21 protein-coding genes and 1 pseudogene are annotated in these 25,316 nt (G+C 75.7%); 12 read left to right on the top strand and 10 right to left on the bottom strand.

Annotated elements, in window-relative coordinates; all coding sequences use genetic code 11:
* Positions 1 to 28: 28 nt before the first annotated feature.
* The 3 genes from ACIP4O_RS15925 (at position 29) to ACIP4O_RS15915 (ending at position 3,328) form a co-directional block, all read left to right on the top strand.
* Positions 29 to 1,258, top strand: a complete 1,230-nt coding sequence (locus ACIP4O_RS15925) for a sensor histidine kinase (RefSeq protein WP_401575041.1) — start codon at positions 29 to 31, stop codon at positions 1,256 to 1,258.
* A complete protein-coding gene (locus tag ACIP4O_RS15920; RefSeq protein WP_401575040.1) occupies positions 1,255 to 1,929 on the top strand; it encodes a response regulator in 675 nt (224 codons plus the stop codon). Before ACIP4O_RS15925 ends, ACIP4O_RS15920 begins: the two co-directional genes overlap by 4 nt.
* A 244-nt stretch (positions 1,930 to 2,173) precedes the next feature.
* Positions 2,174 to 3,328: an ROK family transcriptional regulator gene (locus ACIP4O_RS15915; RefSeq protein ID WP_401575039.1), complete on the top strand. Its 1,155-nt coding sequence runs from the start codon at positions 2,174 to 2,176 to the stop codon at positions 3,326 to 3,328.
* 172 nt (positions 3,329 to 3,500) lie between these two features.
* On the opposite strand, the gene ACIP4O_RS15910 is transcribed toward ACIP4O_RS15915, so the two are convergent.
* Entirely contained in the window at positions 3,501 to 4,253 is a 753-nt protein-coding gene (locus ACIP4O_RS15910) for a GntR family transcriptional regulator (protein WP_401575038.1), read from the bottom strand.
* Between the two features lie 325 nt (positions 4,254 to 4,578).
* Between ACIP4O_RS15910 and ACIP4O_RS15905 the strand changes: the two genes are divergently transcribed.
* Both ACIP4O_RS15905 and ACIP4O_RS15900 read left to right on the top strand, forming a co-directional pair.
* The gene (locus ACIP4O_RS15905) at positions 4,579 to 5,139 is read left to right on the top strand and encodes an AAA family ATPase (RefSeq protein ID WP_401575037.1); all 561 of its coding nucleotides are present in this window, start codon (positions 4,579 to 4,581) and stop codon (positions 5,137 to 5,139) included.
* Positions 5,140 to 5,346: 207 nt separating this feature from the next.
* Positions 5,347 to 7,308, top strand: coding sequence for a sigma-70 family RNA polymerase sigma factor (locus ACIP4O_RS15900; protein ID WP_401575036.1), 1,962 nt, complete (start codon positions 5,347 to 5,349; stop codon positions 7,306 to 7,308).
* 15 nt (positions 7,309 to 7,323) lie between these two features.
* On the opposite strand, the gene ACIP4O_RS15895 is transcribed toward ACIP4O_RS15900, so the two are convergent.
* Positions 7,324 to 8,049 carry a MerR family transcriptional regulator gene (locus ACIP4O_RS15895; protein WP_401575035.1) on the bottom strand — a complete coding sequence of 242 codons (726 nt, stop codon included), beginning with the start codon at positions 8,047 to 8,049 and terminating at the stop codon, positions 7,324 to 7,326.
* Between the two features lie 41 nt (positions 8,050 to 8,090).
* Between ACIP4O_RS15895 and ACIP4O_RS15890 the strand changes: the two genes are divergently transcribed.
* The 3 genes from ACIP4O_RS15890 (at position 8,091) to ACIP4O_RS15880 (ending at position 10,341) form a co-directional block, all read left to right on the top strand.
* The gene (locus ACIP4O_RS15890; protein ID WP_401575034.1) at positions 8,091 to 8,540 is read left to right on the top strand and encodes a DUF6194 family protein; all 450 of its coding nucleotides are present in this window, start codon (positions 8,091 to 8,093) and stop codon (positions 8,538 to 8,540) included.
* A gap of 99 nt (positions 8,541 to 8,639) precedes the next feature.
* Positions 8,640 to 9,293 carry a TetR/AcrR family transcriptional regulator gene (locus ACIP4O_RS15885; protein WP_401575033.1) on the top strand — a complete coding sequence of 218 codons (654 nt, stop codon included), beginning with the start codon at positions 8,640 to 8,642 and terminating at the stop codon, positions 9,291 to 9,293.
* Positions 9,294 to 9,333: 40 nt separating this feature from the next.
* Positions 9,334 to 10,341: a zinc-binding dehydrogenase gene (locus ACIP4O_RS15880; protein ID WP_401575032.1), complete on the top strand. Its 1,008-nt coding sequence runs from the start codon at positions 9,334 to 9,336 to the stop codon at positions 10,339 to 10,341.
* 278 nt (positions 10,342 to 10,619) lie between these two features.
* Here the strand turns inward: ACIP4O_RS15880 and ACIP4O_RS15875 are convergent, their stop codons facing one another.
* The 3 genes from ACIP4O_RS15875 to ACIP4O_RS15865 all read right to left on the bottom strand — a co-directional run bounded on the left by ACIP4O_RS15875 (position 10,620) and on the right by ACIP4O_RS15865 (position 12,027).
* Positions 10,620 to 11,129 carry a GNAT family N-acetyltransferase gene (locus tag ACIP4O_RS15875; RefSeq protein WP_401575031.1) on the bottom strand — a complete coding sequence of 170 codons (510 nt, stop codon included), beginning with the start codon at positions 11,127 to 11,129 and terminating at the stop codon, positions 10,620 to 10,622.
* 93 nt (positions 11,130 to 11,222) lie between these two features.
* On the bottom strand, positions 11,223 to 11,654 hold the full coding sequence (locus ACIP4O_RS15870) for a response regulator (RefSeq protein ID WP_361334335.1): 432 nt from the start codon (positions 11,652 to 11,654) through the stop codon (positions 11,223 to 11,225).
* The gene (locus ACIP4O_RS15865) at positions 11,638 to 12,027 is read right to left on the bottom strand and encodes a hypothetical protein (protein ID WP_401575030.1); all 390 of its coding nucleotides are present in this window, start codon (positions 12,025 to 12,027) and stop codon (positions 11,638 to 11,640) included. Before ACIP4O_RS15865 ends, ACIP4O_RS15870 begins: the two co-directional genes overlap by 17 nt.
* Positions 12,028 to 12,142: 115 nt before the next feature.
* On the opposite strand from ACIP4O_RS15865, the gene ACIP4O_RS15860 reads away from it, so the two are divergent.
* Together ACIP4O_RS15860 and ACIP4O_RS15855 are read left to right on the top strand one after the other, a co-directional pair.
* A complete protein-coding gene (locus ACIP4O_RS15860) occupies positions 12,143 to 13,792 on the top strand; it encodes an ATP-binding protein (RefSeq protein WP_401575029.1) in 1,650 nt (549 codons plus the stop codon).
* A gap of 210 nt (positions 13,793 to 14,002) precedes the next feature.
* Positions 14,003 to 14,623: a LuxR C-terminal-related transcriptional regulator gene (locus tag ACIP4O_RS15855; protein ID WP_401575028.1), complete on the top strand. Its 621-nt coding sequence runs from the start codon at positions 14,003 to 14,005 to the stop codon at positions 14,621 to 14,623.
* A 276-nt stretch (positions 14,624 to 14,899) separates the two neighbouring features.
* Here the strand turns inward: ACIP4O_RS15855 and ACIP4O_RS15850 are convergent.
* From ACIP4O_RS15850 to ACIP4O_RS15830, 5 genes and pseudogenes are all read right to left on the bottom strand, one after another.
* Positions 14,900 to 15,445 (bottom strand): annotated as a pseudogene (locus ACIP4O_RS15850) (ATP-binding cassette domain-containing protein); the annotation flags it as partial.
* 896 nt (positions 15,446 to 16,341) lie between these two features.
* Positions 16,342 to 18,114, bottom strand: coding sequence for an ATP-binding cassette domain-containing protein (locus ACIP4O_RS15845; protein WP_401575027.1), 1,773 nt, complete (start codon positions 18,112 to 18,114; stop codon positions 16,342 to 16,344).
* Between the two features lie 138 nt (positions 18,115 to 18,252).
* The gene (locus tag ACIP4O_RS15840; protein WP_010272359.1) at positions 18,253 to 18,384 is read right to left on the bottom strand and encodes a SapB/AmfS family lanthipeptide; all 132 of its coding nucleotides are present in this window, start codon (positions 18,382 to 18,384) and stop codon (positions 18,253 to 18,255) included.
* A 69-nt stretch (positions 18,385 to 18,453) separates the two neighbouring features.
* Positions 18,454 to 21,090, bottom strand: coding sequence for a class III lanthionine synthetase LanKC (lanKC, locus tag ACIP4O_RS15835; RefSeq protein ID WP_401575026.1), 2,637 nt, complete (start codon positions 21,088 to 21,090; stop codon positions 18,454 to 18,456).
* 203 nt (positions 21,091 to 21,293) lie between these two features.
* On the bottom strand, positions 21,294 to 21,740 hold the full coding sequence (locus tag ACIP4O_RS15830; protein ID WP_401575025.1) for an SRPBCC family protein: 447 nt from the start codon (positions 21,738 to 21,740) through the stop codon (positions 21,294 to 21,296).
* Between the two features lie 127 nt (positions 21,741 to 21,867).
* Here ACIP4O_RS15830 and ACIP4O_RS15825 point away from each other — a divergent pair, with 127 nt between their 5' ends.
* Both ACIP4O_RS15825 and ACIP4O_RS15820 read left to right on the top strand, forming a co-directional pair.
* Complete coding sequence (locus tag ACIP4O_RS15825; protein WP_401575024.1) at positions 21,868 to 23,313, top strand: GNAT family N-acetyltransferase; 1,446 nt, start codon at positions 21,868 to 21,870, stop codon at positions 23,311 to 23,313.
* Between the two features lie 165 nt (positions 23,314 to 23,478).
* A complete protein-coding gene (locus ACIP4O_RS15820; RefSeq protein ID WP_401575023.1) occupies positions 23,479 to 25,161 on the top strand; it encodes a DUF885 domain-containing protein in 1,683 nt (560 codons plus the stop codon).
* Positions 25,162 to 25,316: the final 155 nt, after the last annotated feature.

The raw sequence follows: 25,316 nt of genomic DNA, 5'->3' as shown, positions 1-25,316 counted from the left end.
CGGCGGGTGCGCGGGCGATGATGGCCGGGTGAACGCCACCGCCGTCCTCCTCGCGCCCCGGCGGCGCGCGCGCCCCGCCCGCGGGCTGCGCACCGCCGTGCGTCCGCTGGCGCGCTCCCTCACGTACACGAGGCTGCTGCACCTGCTGATCGTGAACGCGCTGCCGGCGCTGCTCATCTTCGTCGCGGGCGGTTTCGCCCCGGCGATGGCGGCGACGGCGCTGTGCCTGCTCGTGGCGGGTGCCGTGCCGGGCATGCGCGTGGTGGAGGGTGTGCAGGCACGCTTGCTCTTCCCGCGCGGCGAAGGGGCGGGGCACGTGGGCGAGCGGCCCTCGGCGGGGTGGGGGGAGCGGCTGCGCCTGATGGTGTGGCTGGAGGTGCGCCTGGTCCTCGGCTCCGGCGTGACGATGCTGTGCGTGTGGTTGCCGACGCTGGCGGAGATCTCGTGGGGCGGCGAGGTGCCCCCGGGCCTCGGCTTCCTGCCGCAGACGCGGGACTGGTGGGCGTGGCTCTCGCCGCTCCCCTTGCTCGCCTTGTACGGCGCGGTGCTGGGCGCCGGGGCGGTCATGGCGCGGCTCGCCGTGCCGCTCCTGGGCCCCTCACCGGCCGAGCGGCTCGCGGCCCTTGAGGCCCGTACCGAGGAACTTCTCGAACGCACCCGCCTGGCACGCGAGTTGCACGACTCGATCGGGCACGCGCTGACCGTCGCGGTGCTCCAGGCGGGGGCGGCACGCGCGGCGGGCGACGCGGCGTTCACGCAGCGGGCGCTCGGGGCGATCGAGGAGACGGGGCGGGCGGCGCTGGAGGATCTGGAGCGGGTGCTCGGGGTGCTGCGCGAGCCGGGCAGCGCGGCGCGCGGGCGACCGGGGCTCGACCGGGCGGAGCGGTTGTTCGCCTCGGCGCGGGCCGCGGGCGCGGAGGTGACGGTACGGGTCGACGGCGCGCTCGACGCGCTGCCGGGACCGGTCTCGCGCGAGGCGTACCGCATGACGCAGGAGGCCCTCACGAACGCGCTGCGGCACGCGGGCCCGGTCCCTGTCGAGGTGGTGTTCACCGTGGACACGCGGGCCCTGACCCTGGACTTCACCAATCCCCTGCCGCCGGACGCCAGGCCCTTCCCCGGCGGCGGTACCGGTCTGCGCGGCCTGCGCGAACGCGCGGCTGTCCTCGGCGGCTCGGCGACGGCGGGCGCGCGGGACGGGCGCTGGCGGCTCCGCGTGCGGCTGCCACTGGAAGCCCTCCGGGAGACGGGCAAATGACGCTGCGGGTGCTTCTCGTCGACGACGAACCACTGGTCCGCGCCGGGTTGCGGGCCGTGATCGGGGCGCAGCCGGACCTGGAGGTGTGCGGGGAGGCGGCGGACGGCGCGGCTGTCGTACCGCTCGTGCGCGCGCTGCGGCCCGATGTGGTGGCGATGGACGTGCGGATGCCGCTCATGGACGGGATCGAGGCGACGCGCGCGGTGCTCGCGATGGCGGGTCCGCCGCCGAAGATCCTCGTCGTGACGACCTTCGAGAACGACGCGTACGTGTACGAGGCGCTCCGGGCGGGCGCGGACGGCTTCCTGCTCAAACGGGCCCGCCCGGAGGAGATCGTGCACGCGGTACGGGTCGTCGCCGCCGGTGACTCGCTGCTCTTCCCCGCCGCCGTACGGCGGCTCGCGGGGCAGCACGGCGGGCGGCACGGCGGGCCCGCCCCCGTGCCGCTCGCGGGGGCCTCGCTCACGGGGCGCGAGGGCGAGGTCCTGCGGCTCATGGCGCGCGGCCTCTCGAACGCGGAGATCGCGGCGCGGCTCGTCGTCGGTACGGAGACGGTGAAGACGCATGTCAGCGCGGTTCTCGCGAAGCTCGGGGCGCGGGACCGCACGCAGGCGGTCGTTCTCGCGTACGACTCGGGGTTCGTGGCGCCGGGGAGCGCGGAGGAGGGCTGAAGGGGAGGGCCGGGGGCGGGCTCGCGGGCGGGCTCGCGGGCGGGCTCGCGGGCGGGCGGATACGTGGGATGAGCAGGCGGTTTCGGACAACGACGCCCGCATTGGTCCGTACCTTTACCGTCCTGGTACGGACCTTCCCCTCCCCCAGGTCACAAGGCCCGCACGGTCCTGCCTCCCCCGTCCCCGAGCGGGGCGCCGCCTTGTACGATCCGGCCACACAGGGTGCGAGCTGGAAGGACGTGACGTGGGGCGGCTGACCGGTGGCGATCCCTCTCTGCTGCGGCGGATCAACTCCGCCGTGGTACTCGACACGCTGCGCGGCGGGCAGCCTCGCACCCTCACCGAGATCGCGCGCCTCACCGGTCTGTCCCGGCCCACCGTCGAGGGCTCGGTGGACGACCTCACCGCGGCCGGGCTCGTGGTCGAGACGGCCGCCGACGCGGGCGCGCGCAAGCAGGGCCGCCCGGCCCGCCTGTACCGCTTCCGGGCCGAGGCGGGGCACCTCCTCGGCCTGGAGATCGGCCCGCACCGCGTCGCGGCGACCGTCTCCGACCTGGAGGGCCGCGAACTGGGCACGGCGGCGCGCGAGGTCGAGGAGTCGGCGGGCGCCGACGACCGGATCGAACGACTGCGCGTGACGGTGGGCGAGTTGCTGCGGCGGACGGGGGTCGCGCGCGACTCGCTGCGCGCCGTGGGGGTCGGGAGCCCGGGGATCGTCGAGGCGGACGGCACGATCCGCCTGGGGACCGCGCTGCCGCAGTGGACGGGGCTCAGGCTCGGGGAGCGGCTGCGGAGGTCGTTCCGCTGTCCCGTACTCGTCGAGAACGACGCGAACGCCGCAGCGCTCGCCGAGCACTGGAAGGGAGTCGCGCGCGGCAGCGACGACATCGTCGTGGTCCTGGCGGGGCTGAGCCCGGGCGCGGGCTCGCTCATCGGGGGGCGGCTGCACCGGGGCTTCGGCGGGGCCGCCGGGGAGATCGGCGCGCTGCACCTGCTCGGTCAGGAGGAGACACCGGAGACGCTGCTCTCGACGACGGGGCGCCCGCTCCACCCGCTCGACGAGCGGGCGGTGACCGAGGTGTTCGCGCTCGCCCGCGAGGGCGACGACCAGGCGAGAGCGGCGGTGGACCGGTTCCTCGCGAGGCTCGTGCACGACGTCGCGGCGCTCGTCCTCGCGCTCGATCCCGAACTCGTCGTGATCGGCGGCTGGGCGTCGGGGCTCGACGGCGTACTGGAGCCGCTGCGACAGCGGTTGGAGAAGTACTGCCTGCGGACACCGCGCGTCGAGCTCTCCGCGCTCGGCGAGGCGGCGATCACGACGGGGGCGCTGCGGCTCGCGCTCGACCACGTCGAGAAGGAACTCTTCGCCGTGGAGAGCACGGTGTCGGCGCGGGGATGAGCGGCCGGAGGGCGCGGTGGTACGGCTACGGGGCCGCGCCCGGTGTGCGCGGCCCCGTACCCGGACTGGCCGGAAGCGAGACCCGTACCGGCCGGAGGTGTGACCCGGACCGGCCGGAAGTGCGCCCCGTACCGCCCGCGGGCGAGTCCTGCCGCCGTGAAACTCCCGGAGCTCAGGAGGCGCGGCGCTCGGTGGCGATCTCGACGCCCGCTCCGTCGCTGCCGAAGGTGAGGCGGCAGGTGTCCGCGCGGTAGGTCGCGACGGAGACGGCGGCGGTGGCGCCCTCGGTGAAGAAGCGGGTCGTGACGAGGAGGACGGGGGAACCGGGGAGACGGTCGAGGCGACGGGCGTCCTCGGCCCCGGCGGAGCCGAGTTCCACGGCGCGGTCCTCGCCCCCGGAATCCAGGTGGCCCAGCTCGCGCAGCACGGCGCGGGCCCGCGCGGCGCCGCCGGGGGCGTCGATGGCGCTGAGCCCGGGCACGGAGGCGGCGGGAACGTAGAGGAGTTCGGTCGCGACGGGCAGGGCCTCGTCGAGGCGGACGCGGGTGAGGACGTGGACGGGCTCCTCGCCGCTGCCGAGGAGTTCGGCGACGGCGGCCGGCGGCAGGGCGCGGTGCGCGTCGCGGGCCTGCCAGGGGTCGCACGGGCCACCCGGCCAGTTCTCGCGGCTGCTGCCGACCTCGACGCCGACGCGCGGCGGGGCGACCGTGGTGCCGACGCCGCGGCGGCGCTGGAGGCGGCCCTCCAGCTCCAGTTGTTCGAGCGCCTGGCGGAGCGTGGCGCGGGCCACGCCGAAACGGGCGGCGAGTTCACGCTCGTTGGGCAGCACCTCGCCGACCGTGAACTCGTGGTCGAGCGCTTCCCCGATGACCGTCTTGAGATGCCGGTACTTGGGCTCCGGCACCGTGTGCAGCCTGGTCCCCACCCTGTCCTCCGCCTTCGCCGTGTGTCTCGTGCCGTGTGCCGTGCCCGTGCCGTGTCCCGCTCGGCCCACGCGCTTCGCCCGGTTCGCGGGCCGGGAGCTTTACGCGGGCTTCTTTATTAAAGGTTGTTGCACTATCCGACTCTGGCGAGAGTAGGCCCGCCCCCACCCTTGGTCAAGACCAATCATCGACGGCTCTCCCATGGGCGGGTCAGATCCCGGCAAAGGGTTCATCAGGTGTTCGCGAATGGCTCGTTCCGGGGGTTTCCGCGCCTCAGGAGAGCGGGAGTTCGCCCGTCTGAGAGAGTTCGGCGCGGGAGGTGGCGCGATGACGGAACCGGTCCTCGTGACGGCGCGGGGAAACAGCGCGAGCGGGAAGAGCACGCTCGCCGCGGGACTGCGGGAGCGGTACGGGCGGGGACTCGCCCTCGTGGCGCAGGACGTGCTGCGGCGCGAGGTGCTGCGGGAGCGGGACGTGCCGGGCGGGGCGAACATCGAACTCCTCGCGCTCACCGCGCGGCACGCCCTCGCGCACGGCTTCCACGTCGTGGTCGAGGGCATCATGGCGAGCGCGCGCTACGGCGCGATGCTGACCGAACTCCTCGCCGGGCACGGTGGCCCGACGGCGAGTTACTACCTGGACGTGCCCTTCGACGAGACGCTGCGCCGCCACGCGGGCAAGGCGATCGCGGACGTCGTCACGGAGGCGGACCTGCGGAGTTGGTACCTGCCGCGCGACCTGCTCCCGGGCGGCGTCGAGACGGTGCTCCCGGCCACGTGCGGGGCGGCGGAGGCGGCGGACCTGGTCTTCCGCGACTCGGGCCTCGCGGCGGCGCGGGAGGTGGCGCGGGGCGGCCCGAGTCGCGAGGGAGGGCGCGCGTCATCCTGACGGCTCCCGCGCCCGACGGCCGGACAGGGGCCCGGCGATCGGGGTGTCCCGCCGGGCCGCCCGTGCCCTTCCCGTGCTGGCTTTTCCGGGCGGGTTACGGGATTTTCCTTCTCCCGGGCTTTTTCCGTTGTCCCGGGGTCCGGCCTTCCGTCTCCCAGTCGGGGCGGCACGGCCGGAGTGCCGCACAGCGCGTGAAGGAGCAGCCAGATGCGGGAGACCGGTCACAGCGGGCCCGGGGCCGGGACGGTGCGTGCCGCCAGGGCCGGGGACGCGGCGGCACTCGACCGACTGCTCGCCGAGAGCCTGCCCCTCGTCTACAACGTCGTGGGCCGCGCGCTCAACGGGCACAGCGACGTCGACGACGTCGTGCAGGAGACGTTGCTCCGCGTCGTGCGCGCGCTGCCCCAGCTCCGGGACGAACACGCCTACCGCTCCTGGCTCATGGCGATCGCGGTACGGCGCATACGCGACCGCGAGCGGGCACTGCGCGCGGCCGGGCAGCACCTCGCCGACTGGGAGAGCGCCGCCGAAGTGCCCGACCCCGCCGCCGACTTCGTGGGTCTGACGGTGCTGCGGCTCGGACTGACCGACCAGCGCAGGGAGATCGCCGAGGCGACCCGCTGGCTCGACGGCGACGACCGCGCGCTGCTCGCGCTGTGGTGGCTGGAGGAGACCGGCGAGCTGGAACGCGCCGAACTGGCCGAGGCACTCGGCGTCTCGCGGCGCCACGCGGCGGTGCGCGTGCAGCGCATGAAGGAGCAGATGGAGACGGCCCGCACCGTCGTGCACGCGCTCGCGCTGCGCGGCGAGTGCGCGGAACTCGACGCGGTGCTCGGCGGCTGGGACGGGACGCCCTCGCCGCTGTGGCGCAAGCGGATCGCGCGCCACGTGCGCGGCTGCGCGCGCTGCGGCGACGGGCGGCGGCTCCTGCCGATGGACCGGCTCCTCGCGGGGCTGCCCCTGCTCCCGCTGCCCGCCGCGCACGCGCCGCACCTGCTCGGGTACGGGGCCACCGCCTCCGCTCCCCCGCACCTCCCCACCGGCCACCCCTCCCCCGCCGCCTCCGCGGCGGGCCCGCGCACCGCTCCGCTCTCCCCCCGGCGGGGCGGTGCGCACCGGGGCCCGCGGACGGCCGCGCGGCTGTTCCACAACCCGGTGGGGATCGGCGCCGCCGCCGCGGCCGTGGCCGCCGCCGTCGCGACGCCCTTCCTCCTGAGCGGCGGCGCGGAACCCGCGGGCGAGTCCGTCCGCGCGGCCCCCGCGCCACGCTCCGCGCCCGACACCCCCGTACCGTCGACGACTTCGCCCAGCCCCACGCCCACCCCCTCCCCCTCGGCGAAGCCCGCGCCCTCGCCCCGCACCACCGCGAAGAAGAGCCCTGCCCCCGCGAAGCGGGCGCTGCCGTCCCGCGCTCCCGAGACCGCCGTCGTCGCCTCGGCGCGCAAGGGGGTCGGGGTGTGGGACGCGCCCGGCGACGAGCGGGGGCTCGCCGCCTCGGGGGCGCGCTGGTACTACACGTGGTCGGCGAGCCCGCGCGGGATCGTGGACTCGGGCGCGCCCGGCTTCGTCCCGATGATCTGGGGCGAGAGGAACACGGACGACGCGACCCTCGCGACCGCGCGCGCGAACGGCCCGTACCTGCTCGGCTTCAACGAGCCGGACATGGGCGGCCAGGCGAACCTGTCCGTCGAACGGGCCCTCGACCTGTGGCCCGAGCTCATGGCCCACGGCAAGATCCTCGGCAGCCCGGCCGTGGCCTACGGCGGGGACACGCCCGGGGGCTGGCTCGACCGGTTCATGACGGGGGCGCGGGAGCGCGGCTACCGCGTCGACTTCGTCGCGGTGCACTGGTACGGGGGCGACTTCCGTACCGAGGCGGCGGTCCAGCAGCTGAGGACGTATCTGGAGGCGGTGCACCGCAGGTACGGAAAGCCGGTGTGGCTCACCGAGTTCGCGCTCACGGACTTCTCGCGGGGCGTCCGCTTCCCCTCCCCCGCCGACCAGGCGGCGTTCCTCACCGCCGCGACGAAGATGCTCGACACCCTGCCCTGGCTCCAGCGCTACGCCTGGTTCGGGCTCCCCTCCGCCGCCGGGGAGGCGAACACGGGGCTCTACCGCCCGGACGGCTCCTGGACGGAGGCGGGACAGGCGTTCCGCACGGCCAGGTGAGGAGGCGGCGCGCGCTCAGGCGGGCGGACCCGTCGCCTCGTCCGCCCGTGTCACCACCTCCGCCACGTCCGATCCCGCCCGCAGCAGTGCCAGCATGCGCGTGCCCAGGTGGTCGAGGCGGGCGGACAGGAGGCGGGCGGCCTCCTCGGTCCCGTCGAAACGGTCCAGGGCCGCGAGGAGTTCACGCACGCGCGGGATGCCGTGGCCCGCGGCGCGCAGGACGGCGACGACGCGGGCGGCCCGGATCGCGGGCTGGGGGTAGCGGCGGGCGCCGTGGGAGGTGACGCGGTCGGGGGTGAGCAGTCCCTCCTGTTCCCAGAAGCGGAGCGTGGAGGGGCGCACGCCGAGGGCGGCGGCGAGCTGGGTGATCGTCATGGCGTCGTCGTCAGGGTCCGTGCCCTCCGCGCGGAGGGCACGGACCGCTTCCAGGGCGCGCAGCGTCGCCTCGCGGGCGCGGGCGAGATCCGCGTGTGCCGCGCCGACGGCCGCCGCCGCCTCGGCGAACGGCGCGGTGCGGGCCTCGGTGAGGAGACGGCGGGCCGCGACGGGGCCGAGGGCGTGGGCGAGGTTCCGGTAGGCGCGCAGGGCGTGGATGTGGACCTCGGACCACTCGCGGTAGCCGTTCGCGGAGCGCGGCGCGGGCGGCAGCACACCGAGTCGTTCCAGGTCACGGACCTGCTGGAACGAGTAGCCGGAGCGGCGGACCAGTTCGGCGGTGCGCAGCGGCGCCGCGTCCTTCATCGGTGAACCCCACAGAAGCACTCGAAGGTCATGCTCGAACCATGAGTATCGAGCACATCCTCGCGGCCGTGCGCCTCCTCGACGGCGCCCTCGTCGTCGTACCGGGCCCCGACAGCGGCTTCCCGCCGCTCGCCCACGGCGACGCCTTCTTCTTCCACGCGCCGGACGGCCACGTCCCCGCCCACACCCAGCCCTACGGCACGGTCATCACCAAGGACTACCCGGGCGACACCTCCTCGCGCCTCGACGCCCCCGGGCGCCACCGCGTCAACGTGCACGCGGGCCGCCTCGCGACGCGCCGTCACGCTCCCGGCGACACCGCCGACCCCGCCGCCACCGACGTCTTCTTCCCGCACCCGCTCTACGGGGCGCAGGGCTGGCTCAGCGTCGTGAACCCCGGCCCCCGCACCACGGACACCCTCCTCGGGCTCCTCCGCACGGCCCACGAAGCGGCACGCGCCCGGCACGAGCGCCGCCCCGGACCGCGCTAGCCGACGCCTCACCCGGCCGCCGTGAACCGCCCGCGCCAGGAGAGCGGGGTCACGTCCGCCTCTTATTGAGTCCGACTCACTAAGCGGTACGGTGGTCGTATGAACGCCAAGGAGGACACTCCGGACCCGGACCGTACCGTCCGGCCGGTACGGCGTCGGCTCGGTGCGGACGAGCGCCGCGCCGCGCTCCTCGAAGCGGCCCACGCCGCCTTCCGCAGCCGGGCGTACACCGAGGTCTCGGTCGCCGAGATCGCGCACGCGGCCGGGGCCTCGGAAGCACTCGCGCACCGCTATTTCGGCAGCAAGTCCGGGCTGTACGCCGCGATGGTCACCGACGGACTGCGCGAACTGCTCGCGCGGGACGCGGCGTGCGACGCGGACCTCGGCCCGGGCACGGACGGCTGGGCCCGGCTGCGCGCGAGCCTGCGGGTCTACCTCGGCTTCATCGCCGAGGGCGCCAACGGCTGGGCCACGCTCCTGCGCGCCCCCGGCTCCGTACCGCCCGAAGCGCTCGCCGAGCGCGACCGGGGCAGGGCCGCCTTCCACGAGCGCGTGACCACGCGGCTCGGCCTCGACGCCGAGGACGCCGCCGTGCGCCTCGTCGTGGACGGCTACCTCGCCTACGTGGACAACGCCTGTCTGCGCTGGTGGGAGGCCGGCGGCCCGCAGGAGCTGCGGAGTCCGCTGGTCGAGAGCGCCGTCGGCGCGCTCGCCGGGGCACTGGCCGCGCTCGACGCCGTACCGCGTTCGTAGCACCACATTTCTTTCGCACACGTCAGGACAGGTGATCGGCATGCTCGCCGGACGACTTCACATCCCTTCCCGCACCTTCGCCGTCAAGGAGGTGCCCACGCCCGAGCCCGCCGCGGGTGAGGTGCTCGTCAAGGTCGAGGCCGCGGGGGTCTGCCTCTCGGACGCGCACCTCGTCGACGGCACGCTCACGCCGCTCTACCTCCCGGGCGACGAGGTCACGCTCGGGCACGAGGTGTCCGGGACCGTCGCCAAGCCCGGCGCGGGCGTGACCGGCTGGGAGCCGGGGCAGCGCGTGCTGCTCCAGGCCGGTGAGCACCGGGACGGCGCCGTGTGGACGCGCGGGGTCGACTACGACGGCGGCTGGGCCGAGTACGCGGTGGCCACCGCCGGGACGCTCCTCGCGATCCCCGACAACGTCTCCTTCGAACAGGCGGCGATCATCCCCGACGCGGTCTCCACCCCGTGGGCCGCGATCACGACGACCGGCGACGTGCGGCCCGCGCAGCCCGTGGGCGTGTGGGGCGTCGGCGGCCTCGGCGCGCACGGCGTCCAGCTCCTGCGCGCGATCGGCGCGGCACCCGTCATCGCCGTGGACCCCTCTGCCGAGGCCCGCGAGCGGGCGCTCGCCTTCGGCGCGGACCTCGCGCTCGACGCGGCCGACCCGGAGCTGCGGCAGAAGGTCCGCACCGCGACGCGGGGCGCCGGTCTCGCCGCCGCCTTCGACTTCGCGGGTGTCCCCGCCGTGCGCGAGCAGGCCATCACGTGCCTCGCGCCGGGCGGCCGCCTCGTCCTCGTGGGCCTCACCAACAAGCCCCTGACGATCCCGGACGGCACCGCCTTCAGCTACTTCCAGCAGCAGATCCTGGGCCACTACGGCTCCTCGGACGCCCACGTCGACCAGCTCGTGCGGCTCGCCGCGCTCGGCCGTCTCGACTTCGCGCGCTCGATCAGCGAGGTCCTGCCGCTGAGCGAGGCCCCGAAGGCTGTCGACCGCCTCCTCCACAAGACGGGCGGCCCGGCCCCGGTACGGCTGATCCTGAAGCCGTGACCCGCGCGGCGGTACGGGGGTGACGCGTGGGCCGGGCCGGTACGGAGTGCGGCGGGGCCCGGTGCGCGGGTGACGGCACGCACCGGGGGCGCCGGCTCACCGGAAGCGGGGACTGGGGAAGCGGCGTTCGGGGGGACGGCATCGCGCATCGCTTGCTCTCCTCGGGGCGGCCTGTCGGTAAGGGCCGCAGTGTGCCCGCCGCCGCCCCCATGGGCGCCGGGGCGTGCGGGGGAACGGCGGGTGAACTTCTTCCGGAGGGCTGCGCGGAGCGGTGGGTGTCAGGCCGTCAGGTGCCGTACGTGCACGTGCCCGTCGCGAGGGAAGGCGGGCGGGAAGGCCGGCAGGACGTGGCTGAAGGCGTAGCCGCTCTTCTCCGCGACGCGGCACGAGGCGGTGTTGTCCTCCTGGTGGAGCAGGCGCACTTCGGGCACGTCCGTCTCTTCGCGGAGGTGGGTGGTCAGCGCGCGCAGCGCCCGCGTCGCCACTCCGGCGCCCCGTGCGGCCGCGGCCGTCCAGTAGCCGACCTCGCAGGGGCCCGAGGCGGGGGTCTTGAGCACGAGGTGGCCGACCAGGCGCGGCGCCCTCCCCCGCCCCCGGGCCCGGATCGCGAAGCCCTGTCTCTCCCCCGCCGCGCGACCGCGCGTCTCGGTTGCCAGCCACTCCCCGGGCGTGCCCGGCAGCGGGAAGACGCGGGCCAGTTCGGTGAGATCGGCCCCGGTCCAGGGGCGCAGGCGGAGGGCTGTCGCGGTGGCGGTCGGGGGCACGTCGAACGGGGGCAGGAGGTCCATTCCCCGCAGGTTAACGGCGACCCCGCCCGAGGGGACCCCGGCCGAGGACCCCCCCGCCCGTCGGGGGGCGGTCCCTCGGCCACGGTGGCTGGTTCAGGGCCGGGGCAGACGGACGACCGTCTCCAGGTAGAAGGCGTCGATGCTCTGCACGGCGCGCTCGAAGTCGTCCAGGTTGACGGGCTTGGTGACGTAGGCGTTGGCGTGCTGGCGGTAGGCGCCGCTCACGTCGTCGGGCGCCGAGGAGGTGGTGAGCACCACGACCGGGATCGTGCGCAGTTCCTCGTCCTGCTTGATGACGGCGAGCAGTTCACGGCCGTTCATGCGCGGCATGTTGAGGTCGAGCACGATCAGGTCAGGACGCGTGTTGCCGCGATCGCGGAGGTAGTCGAGACCGGCGACGCCGTCGTGCACCTGTGTCAGGTTCCGGGCACCGCGGGCGAGGAGGGCGTCTTCGATCAGGAGTGCGTCGGCCTCGTCGTCCTCGACCAGCAGCACGTCATAAGGGCGGTCAGGGGCGATCATCATCGGGGTCTCCGGTGCTCGGGTCGGGGTCGGCGGTCGGGGTGGAGAGGCCGGGCCAGCGGCGCCGTGCCCCCTGCCGGGTGAGTCCGGAAGCCCGGCCGATCTGCGGGTATCCGGCTCCGGCGCGGGCGGCCTCGTGCGCCGTACCGGCCTCCAGGCGGAGGGCGGCCTGCTGGATGTGGGTGAGGAGGTGCAGGTGTGCCAGGGCGCGTGCCCGCTCCGGTGTCCGCTCCGCCTCGGGGGGTTCGTCCTCCGGCACGGGCACGAAGGCGAAGACCTCGGGCACGAGGTGTTCGACGAGGGCCGCGAGTTCCTCGGTGACCCGCGTTTCCAGTTCCGGTTCGGACATGCGCAAGGAGAAGTGAACGCCTGGCATGACCGCCACTCTACGGAAAGGGAACCGGGCGTGACAACAAGAGTTGTCGTGGCGCTACAGTACCTGCGCCGCGTTCGTTCCGAGCGGCCACACGGATGCCCGAGGAGTTTCCGCGATGACCGCACCCCCGCACCACGACGCCCCGTCCACCGGGCGGCCGTCGAGATGGACGACCCGGCAGTGGGTCCGGGTGGGCGGGGCGGTGGCGCTGGTCGTCCTGGCGCTCCTCGGCGGCGTCGGTGTCTGGGCCATGGGGCGGGCGTCCTCGCTCACCGGCACGCTGGTCGACGGGCACTCCCCCGCGCTGACGAACGCGGTCCGCCTGGAGGCCGCGCTCGTCAACCAGGAGACGGGCGTGCGCGGGTACGGCCTCACGGGCGAGCGCCGCTTCCTGGAGCCGTACGAGCGCGGCCTCGCGGACGAGAAGACCGCCGCCGCCCGGCTCCGCTCGCTGGTCGAGGGCGACGGGCGCAACCGCGCCGACCTCGACCGTGTCCTCGCCCGCACCCGCGCGTGGCAGGAGCGGATCGCCCGCCCCGTGGCCGCCGCTCCCGGCGGGGACCCGGTGCCGCTCGCCGCGGCGCGCGCCGCCGAGGGCAAGTCCGCCTTCGACGCGGTGCGCCGGGCGCTCACGACCCAGCAGGACCACCTGCGGGCGGCGCGCGCCGACGCGGTCGAGGAGCTGCGGGCCGCCGAGCGGCTGCGCGACGGCGTCTTCCTCGCGATCGGGGTGCTCCTCGTGCTGCTCGCCCTCGCCGTGTTCGAGGGGCTGCGGCGCGGTGTGACGGACCCGCTCGACCGGCTCAGCGCGGACACCGGGCGGGTCACACGGGGCGATTTCGCCCACCGCATCAGGGTCTCGGGCCCCGCCGACCTGCGTCGCCTCGGCTCGGACGTCGAGTCGATGCGCCACCGGCTGGCCGCCGAGCTGGCCACGAGCGAACAGCGGCGCCTGCTCCTGGACGAGCAGACCGCCGATCTCAGGCGCTCCAACGAGGAGCTGGAGCAGTTCGCCTACATCGCCTCGCACGACCTCCAGGAACCGCTCCGGAAGGTCTCCAGCTTCACGCAGTTGCTCCAGCGCCGTTACGCGGGCGAACTCGACGCCCGCGCCGATCAGTACATCGCCTTCGCGGTGGACGGCGCCAACCGGATGCAGGTCCTCATCAACGACCTGCTCGCCTTCTCGCGTATCGGGCGCCTGACCGACAAGCACGAGCCCGTCGACCTCGACGCCCTGGTCGGCCGGACCCTCGACACGCTCGGGATGGCGATCGACGAGGCCGGGGCCCGGGTCACGCGAGACGCGCTGCCCGCCGTCACGGGGGACCCGACGCAACTCGGGATGCTCTGGCAGAACCTGCTCTCGAACGCCGTGAAGTTCCGCTCCCCCGACCGCACGCCCGAGATCCGCGTGGGCGTCGCGCCCGAGGGGGACGCGTGGCGGTTCACCGTCGCTGACAACGGGATCGGCATCGAACCGGAGTACGCGGAACGCGTCTTCGTCATCTTCCAGCGTCTGCACACCAAGGACACCTATCCGGGCAGCGGCATCGGTCTCGCGATCTGCAAGAAGGTCGTGGAGTACCACGGCGGGACCATCGCCCTCGCCCCGGCCGAGGGACCCGGGACCCGGATCACGTTCACGCTGCCGCGCCGGGCCGTGGACGGCACGGACGCGGCCGCCGCGGAGGCCGTCCCCGGCGCCGCCGTGCCCGGCCCCGCCCGGCCCGCGGCGCCGGTCCCGGACGGCTCCGCCTCCTGACGGCGGGCGGGCCCGTCCCGGACCCCGTCCGCCGCACCAGGCTCCTCAGGGGGCGCACGGGGCGCGCGTTCCGCGCATTCACGCGCCGCCCCCGCCTCGTCCCGTTCCGGCCAATGCGTGGCTATCGCGCACGCGCGGGCACCCGCTCCGGTGAACTGATCGGTACCGGGCGGGAGCCGCCCCGGTCACACGAAGCCAGGGGAGTTCCGGGTGCCGCTTCGCACGAAGATATTGCTGGTGCACGAGATCCCGCTCTGGCGGGTCGCGCTGCGGGCCCTGCTCACGGCCGACACGGATCTGCACGTGGAGACGGCGGGTCCCGGCGAGGTGGGACGGGCGGCCGATACCTGCCCTCCCGACGTCTACGTCCTCGACCTCGACTGTCCGGGTTCCCTGGGCCTGCTCACCGAGATAGAGACCCTCCGCTCCTCCCGCGCGGCGGAGGACGCGGGCTCGCTCGTCATCCTGACGAAGGGCGAGCGGCCCGGCGACCTGCGCCGCGCCTTCCACGCGGGCGCGGGCGGGTACGTGGACAAGTACGGCGAGACGGGGGACCTCGCCGCCGTGGTGCGCAAGGTCGCCGCCGGGGGGCGGCACCTGGACGAGACGCTGGCCTTCGGCCTGCTCCGGGTCGCCGAGTCCCCCTTGTCGGACCGGGAGCTACGCGTCCTCGGGCTCGCCGCCGAGGGCGAGTCGGTGGCCGGGATAGCGGGGCGCCTGCACCTCGCGGCCGGCACGGTCCGCAACTACCTCGCGGCGGCGATCCGCAAGACCGGCGCGCGCAACCGGCTGGACGCCATCCGGCTCGCCAAGGAGGCCGGCTGGCTGTGAGGCGGGGGGTGCGGTCGCGCCCGTCAGCTCACGGAAGAGGGCCGAGCGGGCGGCCAGTTCCCCCGGCGTGCCGCAGTCGGTGCGGGCGCCGTCGAGGAGCAGTACCCGGGTGGCGCGCGCGGCGGTCGCCGGGCGGTGCGCGACCAGCACGAGGGTCGTACGGGGTCTCGCGGCGAGCGCGCGCTCGGCGCGCAGTTCGGCCAGAGGGTCCAGGTGGCTCGTGGCCTCGTCGAGCACGAGGAGCGGGGCGGGCGAGAGCCAGGCGCGGGCGAGCGCGACGAGCTGGCGCTCACCGGGCGAGAGCCGGCCCGCCCGCACCGGTACGTCCCAGCCCCCCACGGCCCGCAGCACCGCTTCGAGCCCGACGGCCCGCGCCGCGGCCGCGAGCGCCGAGTCGTCCGCGTCCGGGCGCAGGTAGGCGACGGCCTCGCGGAGCGTGCCCTCGGGCAGGTACGCCTGCTGGGGGGCGAGGGTGCGGAAGAGCCCGGGATCGGTGTCGCCGGGCGGGCGACCGTGCCAGAGGACCTGTCCGGCGGTGGGGACGCGGACCCCCGCGGCGAGCGCGGCGAGCGTCGACTTGCCCGCTCCGCTCGGGCCGATGACGGCGAGCCGTTCCCCGGGGCCGAGGGCGAGGTCGAGGCGGTCGAGCACCGGGCGGGCGCCCGGCCCGTACGCGTACGAGACCCCGCGCAGTTCGAGGAGGGGCCCCGGGCGGGGGCGGGCGGGCGCGCGGCGCTGTGGGGCGGGCAGCGGCGGGGGCGGGACCGCGAAGCGGTCGAGGACGACGAGGAGACGCCCCCCGGCGGTGCCGAGCGCCGTCATGAGCGACTGGAGCGCGGGGAGCAGGGCTTGCGAAAGGTACGCGAGCGCCCCGACCAGTTCCCCCGGGGTGAGGCCGCGGCGCAGCAGCCAGGGGGCTGTCACGAGGAGCAGCAGGGGAGGTACGCGACCGGCGAGCGCGAGCGCGAGGACGCGTACCGCCGACCAGCGGGCGAGGGAGCGTGCGGCCGCCGCCTGGACGGCGGCGACGCGCGCGGCGTGCGCGGCGACGAGGTGGCCGCCGCCCGTCGCGGCGAGATCGCGCAGTCCGGAGGCGGCGTGCCCGGCGAGCGCCGCGTACTCCTCGTCCGCGCCCAGGAGGGCACGCTGCCGGGCCGCGGTGGGCACGAGGGTGAGGAGGAAGAGCACGAGCCCGAGGACGAGGGGCGGGAGCAGGACGAGGAGCAACGGCGGGGCGAGCGCGGCGAGTCCGGCGAGTGCCCCGGCCGTCGTGAAGACGAAGGACCGCAGGGACAGGACGAGACCGGCCCAGCCGTCCCTGGCGATCTCGCTCTGATGGGTCACGCGCGAGACGGCGGCGGTACGGGCGCGCTCGGGCAGCTCTCCGCGCAGCGCCGCGCCGAGGGCTCCGGAGACCGCGCGCCGCACGAGTCCGTCGCGCAGCGGCTCCACGAGTGCGGCGAGCCCGCGGAAGACGCCGCTCTGCGCGGGTCCCGCCGGGAGGGCGGCGAGGGCGGCGCACCCCAGCCACGCGAGTCCGGTCCCCGTACGCCCGGCGAGGAACCCGGCGTCGAGCGCGCGGGCGAGGGCGTACCCGCTCGCGAAGGTCTGGGCGGACTCGACGAGCGACCAGCCCGCGAGGTGGAGGAGGTCCCGGCGCCGTTGCTTGAGGTAGGGACGCGCGGCGCGGCCGACGCGGGCCCACGGGCCCCCGGGCCTCAGCACGCGGGTCCGCCGTGGTCGCCGGTCCGCGCGGGCGGTGCACCCGTATCCGGGTCGCCGGTCCGTGCGGGCGGTCCGCCCGCGAAGACCTCGCGGTAGGCGGGGTCGTGCCACAGCTCGGCGTGCGGGCCGCAGCCGCGGACCCGTCCGGCGTCGAGCCACAGGACGCGGTCGGCGCGGGCCGCGACGGCGGCGCGGTGGGTGACGTGCAGCCGCGTGACGGGGAGGCGGGCCACGTACCGGTGGACCTCGCGCTCGGTCAGCGTGTCGAGTGCCGAGGTCGCGTCGTCCAGGACGAGAAGACGGCCCTGGTGGGCGAAGGCGCGGGCGAGGCCGAGGCGTTGGTGTTCGCCTCCGCTGAGCGGAGCCGCGTCGACGGGGGTCGCGTACCCGTGGGGCAGGGCCTGGACGAAAGCGTGGGCCGCGGCGGCCCGGGCACCGGCGCGCACCGTGTCGCCGTCGGCTCGTGCGGCGCCGAAGGCGAGCGCGTCCGCGATCGTGTCGCCGAAGAGCACGGGCCGTTCGAAGGCGTACGCGGCGGCGCGACGCAGGGCTTCGGGGGCGAGGTCGCGCAGGTCGGCGCCGTCGAGGAGCACCCGTCCCGCGCTGGGGGCGACGAGTCCCCCGGCGAGCGCCACCAACTGCGACTTGCCCGTGCCCGAGCGCCCCACGACCGCGAGGTACTCGCCCGCGGCGACGTCGAGATCGATGCCGCGCAGCACGTCGGCGTCCTCGCGGCGCAGGCCCACGCCGCGCAGCGCGAGGGCCCCGCCGCCGGGCGGCAGCGGCGCGCTCCCGGAGGGCGGGGCGGGGAGGGCGAGCAGCGGTGCGAGCCGTCCGGCGGCCGCCCGGCCCCGCGCGAGGGCGCCGAGAGCGCCCGTGACCGTGCCGATGCCCACGGCGAGGGCCGTGTAACGGGTGACGGTGACGAGCGCGCCGATGTCGAGTGCCCCGGCGGCGAGCCGCAGCCCGGCCACGGTGAGGACGAGAACGGTGAGCAGTGGGAGCAGGACGCCCGCGCGCCCGGCGGCCCGCCCGTACAGCAGCCAGGTGGTGCGCCCGTGCGCGGCGAGCTCGGCGAGCGGCGCGGTGACGCGGGCGAACTCGCGGCGCGCGGTGCCCGCGGCCCGTACCGTCTCGGCACCCTCCAGGACCTCGGTGAGGCGTGAGGCGAGGACCGCCTGCGTGTGCTGGTAGCGGGCGCCCGCTTCCGCGGTGCCGGTCGTGAAGACCCGCAGCAGCGCGGCGACGGCGGGGAACCCGGCGAGGAGGGCCAGCCCGGTCCACGGATCTGTGAGGAGGACGCCCGCGAGGCCGCCGAGCGGCAGCAGGACCGCGGGGACGGCGCTCGCGAGGGTGACGGGCACGGTCGCGGCTTCGGCGGTGTTCGCGGTGAGGCGGGTCGCGAGGTCACCGGGGCGCGGCAGGTCCGGGTCGTCGGGCGCGGCCATGAGAACGCGGCCCAGGAGAAGGGCGCGCAGGCCGGTGGTGCGGGTGGCGCTCGCCGCGCCGCCGAGCGCGGCGACGGCCGCGTCGAGCAGGACCTCGGCGGCGGTGAGCGCGAGGCACCACCGGATGCCGGTCCACGGCACGGGGCCGCCGGCGACGAGCCGTGACAGCGTCGAGCCGAGCAGCGCGGGCAGGGCGAGGGCGGCGAGTGCCGCGCCGAGGGAGCAGAGCAGGACGGCGACGGGGGCGGCGGCGCGGAGTGTGAGCGGGAGCGCGGTGGGCGGGCCGGGCGACCGTTCGCCGGGTCGGGTGGGTGACACGCGGTGTCCCTCCTGGACGGTGGGCGGCGCGCGGGAAAACGGGCGGAGTTCCCCCGGAGGGTCCGCGGCGCGGTACGGCGACGGGGCACCGGCCGCCAGGCGGCCGGTGCCCCGTGCCTCACTCCGGGCGGGGCTGCGTCACGGGGTGCAGAGGGTGACGCTCAGGGAGCTGTACTCGCAGATGAGGAGGCTCACCTGGCTGCCGGTGGCGATGTCCTGGAAGCCCTCTTCCTCGGGGGTCTCCATCACCTGAAGGTCGAGCAGTGCCATGGCACGGTTCCTTTCGGAACGGGGTCGGGCGACGGCAAGGAGCGGTCCGCCGTCCGGCCGGTGGAGTGATCACCTGGTGGTGGCTCCGGCCCCCGGGCGGGGGCCGTCTGTGGGCCGCGGTGGCGGCAGGTAGGGCAGCGTGAACCGGGCGGGTTCCGGTGCGTACGCGCTGCCGAGGGCGAGCAGGCAGCCCGCTGTCCCGGTGGCGAGGTCCATCGAGAGCCGAAGGAGTTGTTCGCCGGGGAAGGCGAGGCCGTCCGCGTAGGGCAGGGCCTGGTGGGTCAGGAGCGCGCGGTGCCGCTCGATGACGCGGCGCCGCTCGGGCGGATCGCCCGCCGGGGTGCGGGCGAGGTGCAGGACGAGCCCCGCGACGCCGCGGAAGAGACCGGGCTGGATGTAGAAGCGGGAGGTCGCCGCGCGGCGCAGCGGTGCGCGGTGGGCGGCGAGCGGGTCGCCCGGCCGGTGGACGAGGTAGTCGTCGAGGACCATCGCGAGGCCCGCGCTGCCCCCGCCGAGGTACGGCATGGTGCGTTTGCCCTCGACCACGAGCAGGGCGTCGTCGGCCCCGGGCCGACAGTGCGCGAGGTCCAGGCGCAGTGCGGTGGCGGCGAGGTCGAGAGCCGCGGTGTCGCCCGTCTCCTCGTACCGGCGGATGAGCAGGAGCGCGGCTCCGGAGGCGCCGTGGAGCAGTCCGGCCCGGCTGCCCGCCGGTCTCTTCTCCCGGGCCGCCGCCTCGCGCACCGAGTGGGCGACGGCTTCGGCGCAGCGCGCGGCGGCGGCGCGCAGCGGCGCTGCCTGCGCGCTGTCCGCGCGGGCGGCGAGAGTGCCGAGGACGAGGGCGATGCCGGCCTGTCCGCCGTGCAGTGTGGGAGGCAGGGCGTGCAGGGGTTCCCGGGCGACGAGGGCGGCGAGGTCGAGGGCTTCCTGGGGGTGGCCGAGGCGGTCGAGGGTCCAGGCGATCCCGGCCAGTCCGTCGTAGAGGCCGCAGGGGGTGCCCGAGGCGGGTGCCTTCGTCCGCGCGAGCAGCCACTCCTCCGCCTCCGGACATCGCTCGCCCGCCGCGTCGAGGGCGTGCAGCACGCCCGCCGTGCCGTGGCCGAGGCTCGCGCCACCGGCGGGGGAGGCGAACTGCGCGATGTCCCCGGGGAAGCAGCGGTCGCCGCGTTCGGGGGTGCGGGAGGCGAGCAGCGCGCGGACGAGGAGGTCGCGGGCACGCGGCCAGGAGGTGAGGGACACCGCGTCCGGCGACGGCGCGGGCTCCCGGTCGCCGGGGTCCGGCGCTCCCTCGATCTCCCGTACGGCCGTGTCGAGCGAGGCGCGCGGTACGGGGAAGGTCTCCGCGACCGCGTCGGCGAGGCGCGTGGCGTGGCCGCGGTCCAGGCCGAAGAGCGTCGTGAGGGGGAGGTGGAGGGCGAGGCGCAGGCAGGCGAGGGCGTAGGTGTCCACGGCCTGTCCGGTGCGGTCCCGGGGGGCGGCGAAGGCGGGGTTGGCGACGGTGGGCCGGACCGCGTCGGCCGCGCGGGAGGCTGCCTCGAAGTCGAGCAGAACGACGCGCTGTTCGTCCTCGCTCACCATGACGTTGCTCATGTGCAGATCGCCCATGACCACCCCGCGCCCGTGGACGGCGGCGACGGCTTCGGTGACCAGGCGGTGCATCCGCTCGGCCCACGCGGCGTGTTCGGCGAGCGCCGCCTCGCCGGGTGCGGAGCGCGAGAGCGGGAAACGGCGGGCGAAGAGCGTGTTGAGCGTCGTACCGGGCACGAAGTCCATGACGAGGAAGCGGTGTTCGCCCACGGCCAGGTGCTCGTGCACGGCGGGCACGCAGTCGAGCCCGGCGAGGGCGCGCAGCATGTCCTCCTCGTGCGCCAGGCGGGTCACGGCGTCGGTGCCGTCGGCGGCGAGCCCGGCGTGGGGGCGCGCCTCCTTGAGGACGAGGCGCCGGCCCGTGCGCGGGTCCTTGGCGCGGTACACGCCGCCGCCGTTGGAGAAGTGCAGCGCGCCCTCGATGTCGTACGGGATGCCGTCGGCGCCCGCCGCGGTACGCGCCGCGAGGTGCGGGGCGAGGAAGGGGGGCGGGGTGACCCAGGCGGGCACGGTGAAGACGGGGCCGCGCGGATCGGGGACGAGGGTGCCTTCGGGGTCGGCGACGGCGGGCACGGGGAGCCCGTCGGGTCCGGGGCAGAAGCGCGGCGCGAAGGCCCCGTAGCGCACGTGCACGGGTCCCGGGCCGATTCTCAGGTCGCTCAGGATGTACGGCCCGGGCTCGCCGTCGAGCGCGGCGGCGAGGTCCCGGCACAGGGGCTCGAAGTCCTCGGGTGACGGCGGGTAGAGGGTGAGGAACTTGCCGCTGCCCGCGCGGTCCGCGTACTTCCCGTTGCGCAGGAGCAGCAGCGTGGGGGTGGGCACGAACTTGAACGGGACGCGGCGGGCGAAGCAGAGCCGGGCCGTTCTCGCGAGGACTCGGGGCGCCGCCTCCAGGCTCGCGGAGACGTGGATCTTCCAGCCCTGCGGCGGCACGTGCGCACCGGCGGGGGCCAGCGAGCGCCAGTCACCACGCCGCGCCTCCTCCCAGCCGGGCGGTACGGTGCCGAGCGCGGCGGCGTAGTCCTCGGCGCCCTGCTGTGCCGGGGGACCGGCCTGCGCGTGGTGCGTCGCGTCGTAGAAGAGAGGATGCGCGGCGGCGTACGCGGCGTACTCGGGGTTCACGCGGCCTCCCTCGGTGCGGTGCGGGACCACCGGAAGCGGCGGCGCGATCGAGATTCGCACGCCGGGCCCCCGCTGAGGCAGTGCCCGTTGTCACCACTGCGGGCCCGGTCCCGCACGGCCGCGACGTGCGCCCCGCACCTGCCTCGCGAGCGCGGCGGCGGGCGGCGGGCGCGCGAAAAGCACGTGCCGCGCGGACCGTGCGCTCACTCCTCGTCCGCCACCAGCAGCCGGTCCACCGCCCGCCCGAAGACCGCCGCCGCGGCGCGCCGGGTCAGGGGGTCGGCCGCGCGCGGGAGTCCGCGCAGGCTGATGTCCTCCGTCCAGCGGACGCGGCAGCCCGCCGCGTGGGGCAGGACCTCGACGAGGGCCCAGCCCGTGAAGACGCGGCCGCGCTTGTCGAGACGGCACGTGCCGGGGGTGTCCGCCGCCGGGGGCCGCCACACGGTGACCTCCATGGGGTCGTCGAAGCCGAGGCGGCCGATACGGGTCCTGGCGACGAAGACCGTGCCGAGCCCGCCGCCGGGCGGCCCGCTCCCTACCCGTACCGCCGTGAGCGGGGCGACGCGCCCGTGCCGGCGCCAGTCGGTGAGCAGGTCCCAGGCGCGGGCCGCCGGGAGCGTACTGCCGCGCTCGATCACGAAGAGAGCCAAGGGATTCCTTTCCCGTCATTACCGGATGCAACGGACCAGATCCGCGCGTTCCGGATCGGAACGATACTTAACCGATCAGTCACAAAGCGTTCGTTGTCGCGCAACACCCGTGCCCAAGGCTGAGCGCATGAATGCTGAGACCTCTGTGCACAAGGCGGCCCCGCGCCCCCGCCACTGGCGCCGCGAACTCGTCGAGCTGGCCGCGCTCTTCACCGCCGTCGCCGTCGCCGACGCGGTCGCCAACACCGTCGCGCACGGACCCGGGGGGCCCGAGCTGCTGATCACCTCGGCGGTACTGCTCGCCGCGACGGCCGGTTTCCACGTGTGGTGGTCACGGCGCCATGGACACGCTCCTCCCCCGCTCGATACCGGTAGCGGTGCGGATACAGGCACCGGTACGGATACAGGCACCGGTGCGGATACCGGTGCCGCCGCTGAGCCGGTCGCCCGGGAGCACGGTGGAGGGACCGTCCTGTGGCGGATGCGCACCACCGTGCGCGACGAGCCCGGCTCGCTCGCCGCGCTGTGCGGGGCGCTCGCGCGGCACCGCGTCGACATCCTCAGTCTCCAGACCCACCCGCTCGCCGAGGGCACCGTCGACGAGTTCTCGCTGCGCGCCCCCGCGAGCCTGGAGGCGAGCGCGCTGACCCGCGCCGTCGCCGCGGCGGGCGGCAGCGGCACGTGGATCGAGCGGGCCGACGCCCACGACCTCGTGGACCCGCCCGCGCGCATCCTCCACCTCGCCACGCGCACCGCGCTCGACCCGGCCGAACTCCCCCTCGCGCTGCGCGAGCTGCTCGGCCGCTGCGCGATCCGCTCGTTGCCCGCCGGGAAGGCGGCGCAGGGGGCGGAGGGCATTCACGACGGCGAGGGCGGTCCCGGCACCGTCCTGCGGCTGCACACCCCCGAAGGAGACGTCGTCACCGCCGAACGGGCCTACCTGCCCTTCACGCCGACCGAGTTCGCGCGCGCCCGCGCGCTCCTCGCCCTCGACGCGCGGCTCGGCCCCCGGCTCCCCGGCGGCGCCGAGGTGTACACGCTGCCGCGTGGCGAGGCCGTCACGGTCGAACGGGCCGGCCAGGGGGACCTGGACGAGGCGAAGGAGCTCCACGCCCGCTGCTCCCCCGCGACTCTCGCCCGCCGCTACCACGGCCCGGTGCGCGACGCGGACCGCTACCTCGCGCACCTGCTCAGCCCCCGGCACGGCCGCACCCTCGCGGCGCGGACCGCCTCCGGGCGGCTCGTCGCGCTCGGGCACCTGCTGTGGGACGGCGAGGAGACGGAGGTCGCGCTGCTCGTGGAGGACGCCTGGCAGCGCAAGGGCGTCGGCTCGCGGCTCCTCGAACGGCTCGTCGCGATGGCCGCCGAAGCGGAGGCCGACAGCGTGTACGCGGTGACGCAGGCCTCCAACACCGGCATGGTCGCGGCGATGCGCGGCCTCGGGCTGCCGCTGGACTACCAGATCGAGGAGGGCACCCTCGTGATCACGGCACGCCTCGCCGGGTACGTACCAGACGCGGTGAAGTACGAACGGGCACGGGGCTCGGTGGGCGAGCGGCGCGGGAACGCCTGAGCCGCGCGCGTACGAATCGGGCCCGGGGCACCTGCGCCCCGGGCCCGATTGCGCCCGGGAAGGGCCGCTTTCGCCCCGCACCTTTCGGCAACCCGTCCGGAAAGCGGACGCCCCGGGGCCGCCACCCGGATGACACCGCCCGCCGTCAGGTACCAAGATGAGCGCATGCCAGAGACGAAGACCCCGCTCCCCCGCGAGGTCGCCGACGCGTACGTCGACGACCTCGTCGCACTCGACCCGATCACCGGTACGTACCTCGGTGTCGCCGAGAGCGCCACGCGGCTGCCCGACTTCTCCCCCACCGGGGCCGAGGCGTTCGCCGCGCTCGCCCGTACCACCCTGGACCGGCTCGCCGAGGCCGAGCGGGCGCCGGGCGCCGACAGCGACATCGAGCGGCGCTGCGCCCGCCTGCTCCGCGAGCGCCTCACCGCCGAACTCGCCGTCCACGAGGCGGGCGAGCACCTGCGCACCGTCGGCAACATGAACACCCCCGCCCACCCCGTACGGGACATCTTCACGCTGATGCCGACCGCGACCGAGGAGGACTGGCGCGCGATCGCCGCGCGCCTGCGCGCCGTCCCCGCGGCGCTGGAGGGCTATCAGGAGTCGCTCGCACTCGGCCTGGAGCGCGACCTGCCCGCGCAGCCCGAGCCGACCGCGACCTTCGTCGAGCAGCTCACCGAGTGGGCGGGCGAGGGCCGCGGCTGGTTCGAGGACTTCGCCGCCGCCGGGCCCGAGGCGCTGCGCGCCGAGCTGGACGAGGCCGCGCGCGGCGCCACGGCCGCCGTCGTCGCGCTGCGGGACTGGGTCCGCGACGAGTACGCGCCCGAAATCGCCGACGCCCCGGCCGTCGTGGGCCGCGAGCGCTACGCGCGCTGGGCCCGGAGCTTCAACGGCGCCGACCTGGACCTCGACGAGGCGTACGCCTACGGCTGGTCCGAGTTCCACCGGCTGCTCGCCGAGATGCGCACCGAGGCCGAGAAGGTGCTGGCAGGGGCGGAGACGCCGTGGGTCGCGCTCGCGCACCTCGACGAGCACGGCACCCGTATCGAGGGCGTCGAAGAGGCCCGTCAGTGGCTCCAGGGCCTCATGGACGAGGCGATCGAGCAGCTGGACGGCACGCACTTCGAGCTGGCCGACCGGGTCCGCAAGGTCGAGGCGTGCATCGCCCCCGCCGGGAGCGCGGCGGCCCCGTACTACACGGAACCCTCCGAGGACTTCTCGCGCCCGGGGCGCACGTGGCTGCCCACGATGGGCGAGACGAGCTTCCCCGTCTACGACCTGACGTCGACCTGGTACCACGAGGGCGTCCCCGGCCACCACCTCCAGCTCGCGCAGTGGACACACGTCGCCGACAGCCTCTCGCGCTACCAGGCGGGCATCGGCATGGTCTCCGCGAACGTCGAGGGCTGGGCGCTGTACGCCGAGCGCCTCATGGACGAGCTGGGCTACCTCGACACGCCCGAGAAGCGCCTCGGCTACCTCGACGCGCAGATGATGCGCGCGGTCCGCGTCATCATCGACATCGGCATGCACCTGGAGCTGGAGATCCCGGCCGACTCGCCCTTCCACCCGGGCGAGCGCTGGACCCCGGCCCTCGCGCACGAGTTCTTCGCCGCGCACAGCAGCCGCCCGGCAGCCTTCGTCGCGAGCGAGATGATCCGCTACCTCTCGATGCCGGGCCAGGCCATCGGCTACAAGCTCGGCGAGCGCGCCTGGCTGACGGGCCGCGCCAACGCGCAGAAGGCGCACGGCGATTCCTTCGACGCGAAGAAGTGGCACATGGCCGCGCTCTCGCAGGGCTCGCTGGGTCTCGACGACTTGGTGGAGGAGCTTTCGCGGCTCTGATCGGCCGACGGGGGCGGGGAGGGGGGGGGGACCCGCCCGGTGCCCCCCCCCCCCCCCCACACCAACACCCCCCCGACCCACCCCCACACCAACCCCCCCCCGCCGGGCCGCACACGCTGCCCCCCCTCCGCCCCCCGCACCACGCGGGACGCGGC

The sequence above is a fragment of the Streptomyces sp. NPDC088923 genome (genome assembly GCF_044749745.1).
GTDB lineage: Bacteria > Actinomycetota > Actinomycetes > Streptomycetales > Streptomycetaceae > Streptomyces.
The sequence above is the reverse complement of the archived record's forward strand: the minus strand, read 5'-3'. Positions and strand labels throughout refer to the sequence as shown.

Excerpts from the sequence above, each read along its gene's own strand:
- ACIP4O_RS15895 (WP_401575035.1), bottom strand. The coding sequence starts at position 8,049 with ATGAAGGACGCGGCGCCGCTGCGCACCGCCGAACTGGTCCGCCGCTCC.
- ACIP4O_RS15905 (WP_401575037.1), top strand. The coding sequence starts at position 4,579 with ATGACGGAACCGGTCCTCGTGACGGCGCGGGGAAACAGCGCGAGCGGG.
- ACIP4O_RS15885 (WP_401575033.1), top strand. The coding sequence starts at position 8,640 with ATGAACGCCAAGGAGGACACTCCGGACCCGGACCGTACCGTCCGGCCG.
- ACIP4O_RS15865 (WP_401575030.1), bottom strand. The coding sequence starts at position 12,027 with ATGCCAGGCGTTCACTTCTCCTTGCGCATGTCCGAACCGGAACTGGAA.
- ACIP4O_RS15920 (WP_401575040.1), top strand. The coding sequence starts at position 1,255 with ATGACGCTGCGGGTGCTTCTCGTCGACGACGAACCACTGGTCCGCGCC.
- ACIP4O_RS15860 (WP_401575029.1), top strand. The coding sequence starts at position 12,143 with ATGACCGCACCCCCGCACCACGACGCCCCGTCCACCGGGCGGCCGTCG.
- ACIP4O_RS15825 (WP_401575024.1), top strand. The coding sequence starts at position 21,868 with ATGAATGCTGAGACCTCTGTGCACAAGGCGGCCCCGCGCCCCCGCCAC.
- ACIP4O_RS15870 (WP_361334335.1), bottom strand. The coding sequence starts at position 11,654 with ATGATGATCGCCCCTGACCGCCCTTATGACGTGCTGCTGGTCGAGGAC.
- ACIP4O_RS15840 (WP_010272359.1), bottom strand. The coding sequence starts at position 18,384 with ATGGCACTGCTCGACCTTCAGGTGATGGAGACCCCCGAGGAAGAGGGC.
- ACIP4O_RS15820 (WP_401575023.1), top strand. The coding sequence starts at position 23,479 with ATGCCAGAGACGAAGACCCCGCTCCCCCGCGAGGTCGCCGACGCGTAC.
- ACIP4O_RS15900 (WP_401575036.1), top strand. The coding sequence starts at position 5,347 with ATGCGGGAGACCGGTCACAGCGGGCCCGGGGCCGGGACGGTGCGTGCC.
- ACIP4O_RS15890 (WP_401575034.1), top strand. The coding sequence starts at position 8,091 with ATGAGTATCGAGCACATCCTCGCGGCCGTGCGCCTCCTCGACGGCGCC.
- ACIP4O_RS15880 (WP_401575032.1), top strand. The coding sequence starts at position 9,334 with ATGCTCGCCGGACGACTTCACATCCCTTCCCGCACCTTCGCCGTCAAG.
- ACIP4O_RS15875 (WP_401575031.1), bottom strand. The coding sequence starts at position 11,129 with ATGGACCTCCTGCCCCCGTTCGACGTGCCCCCGACCGCCACCGCGACA.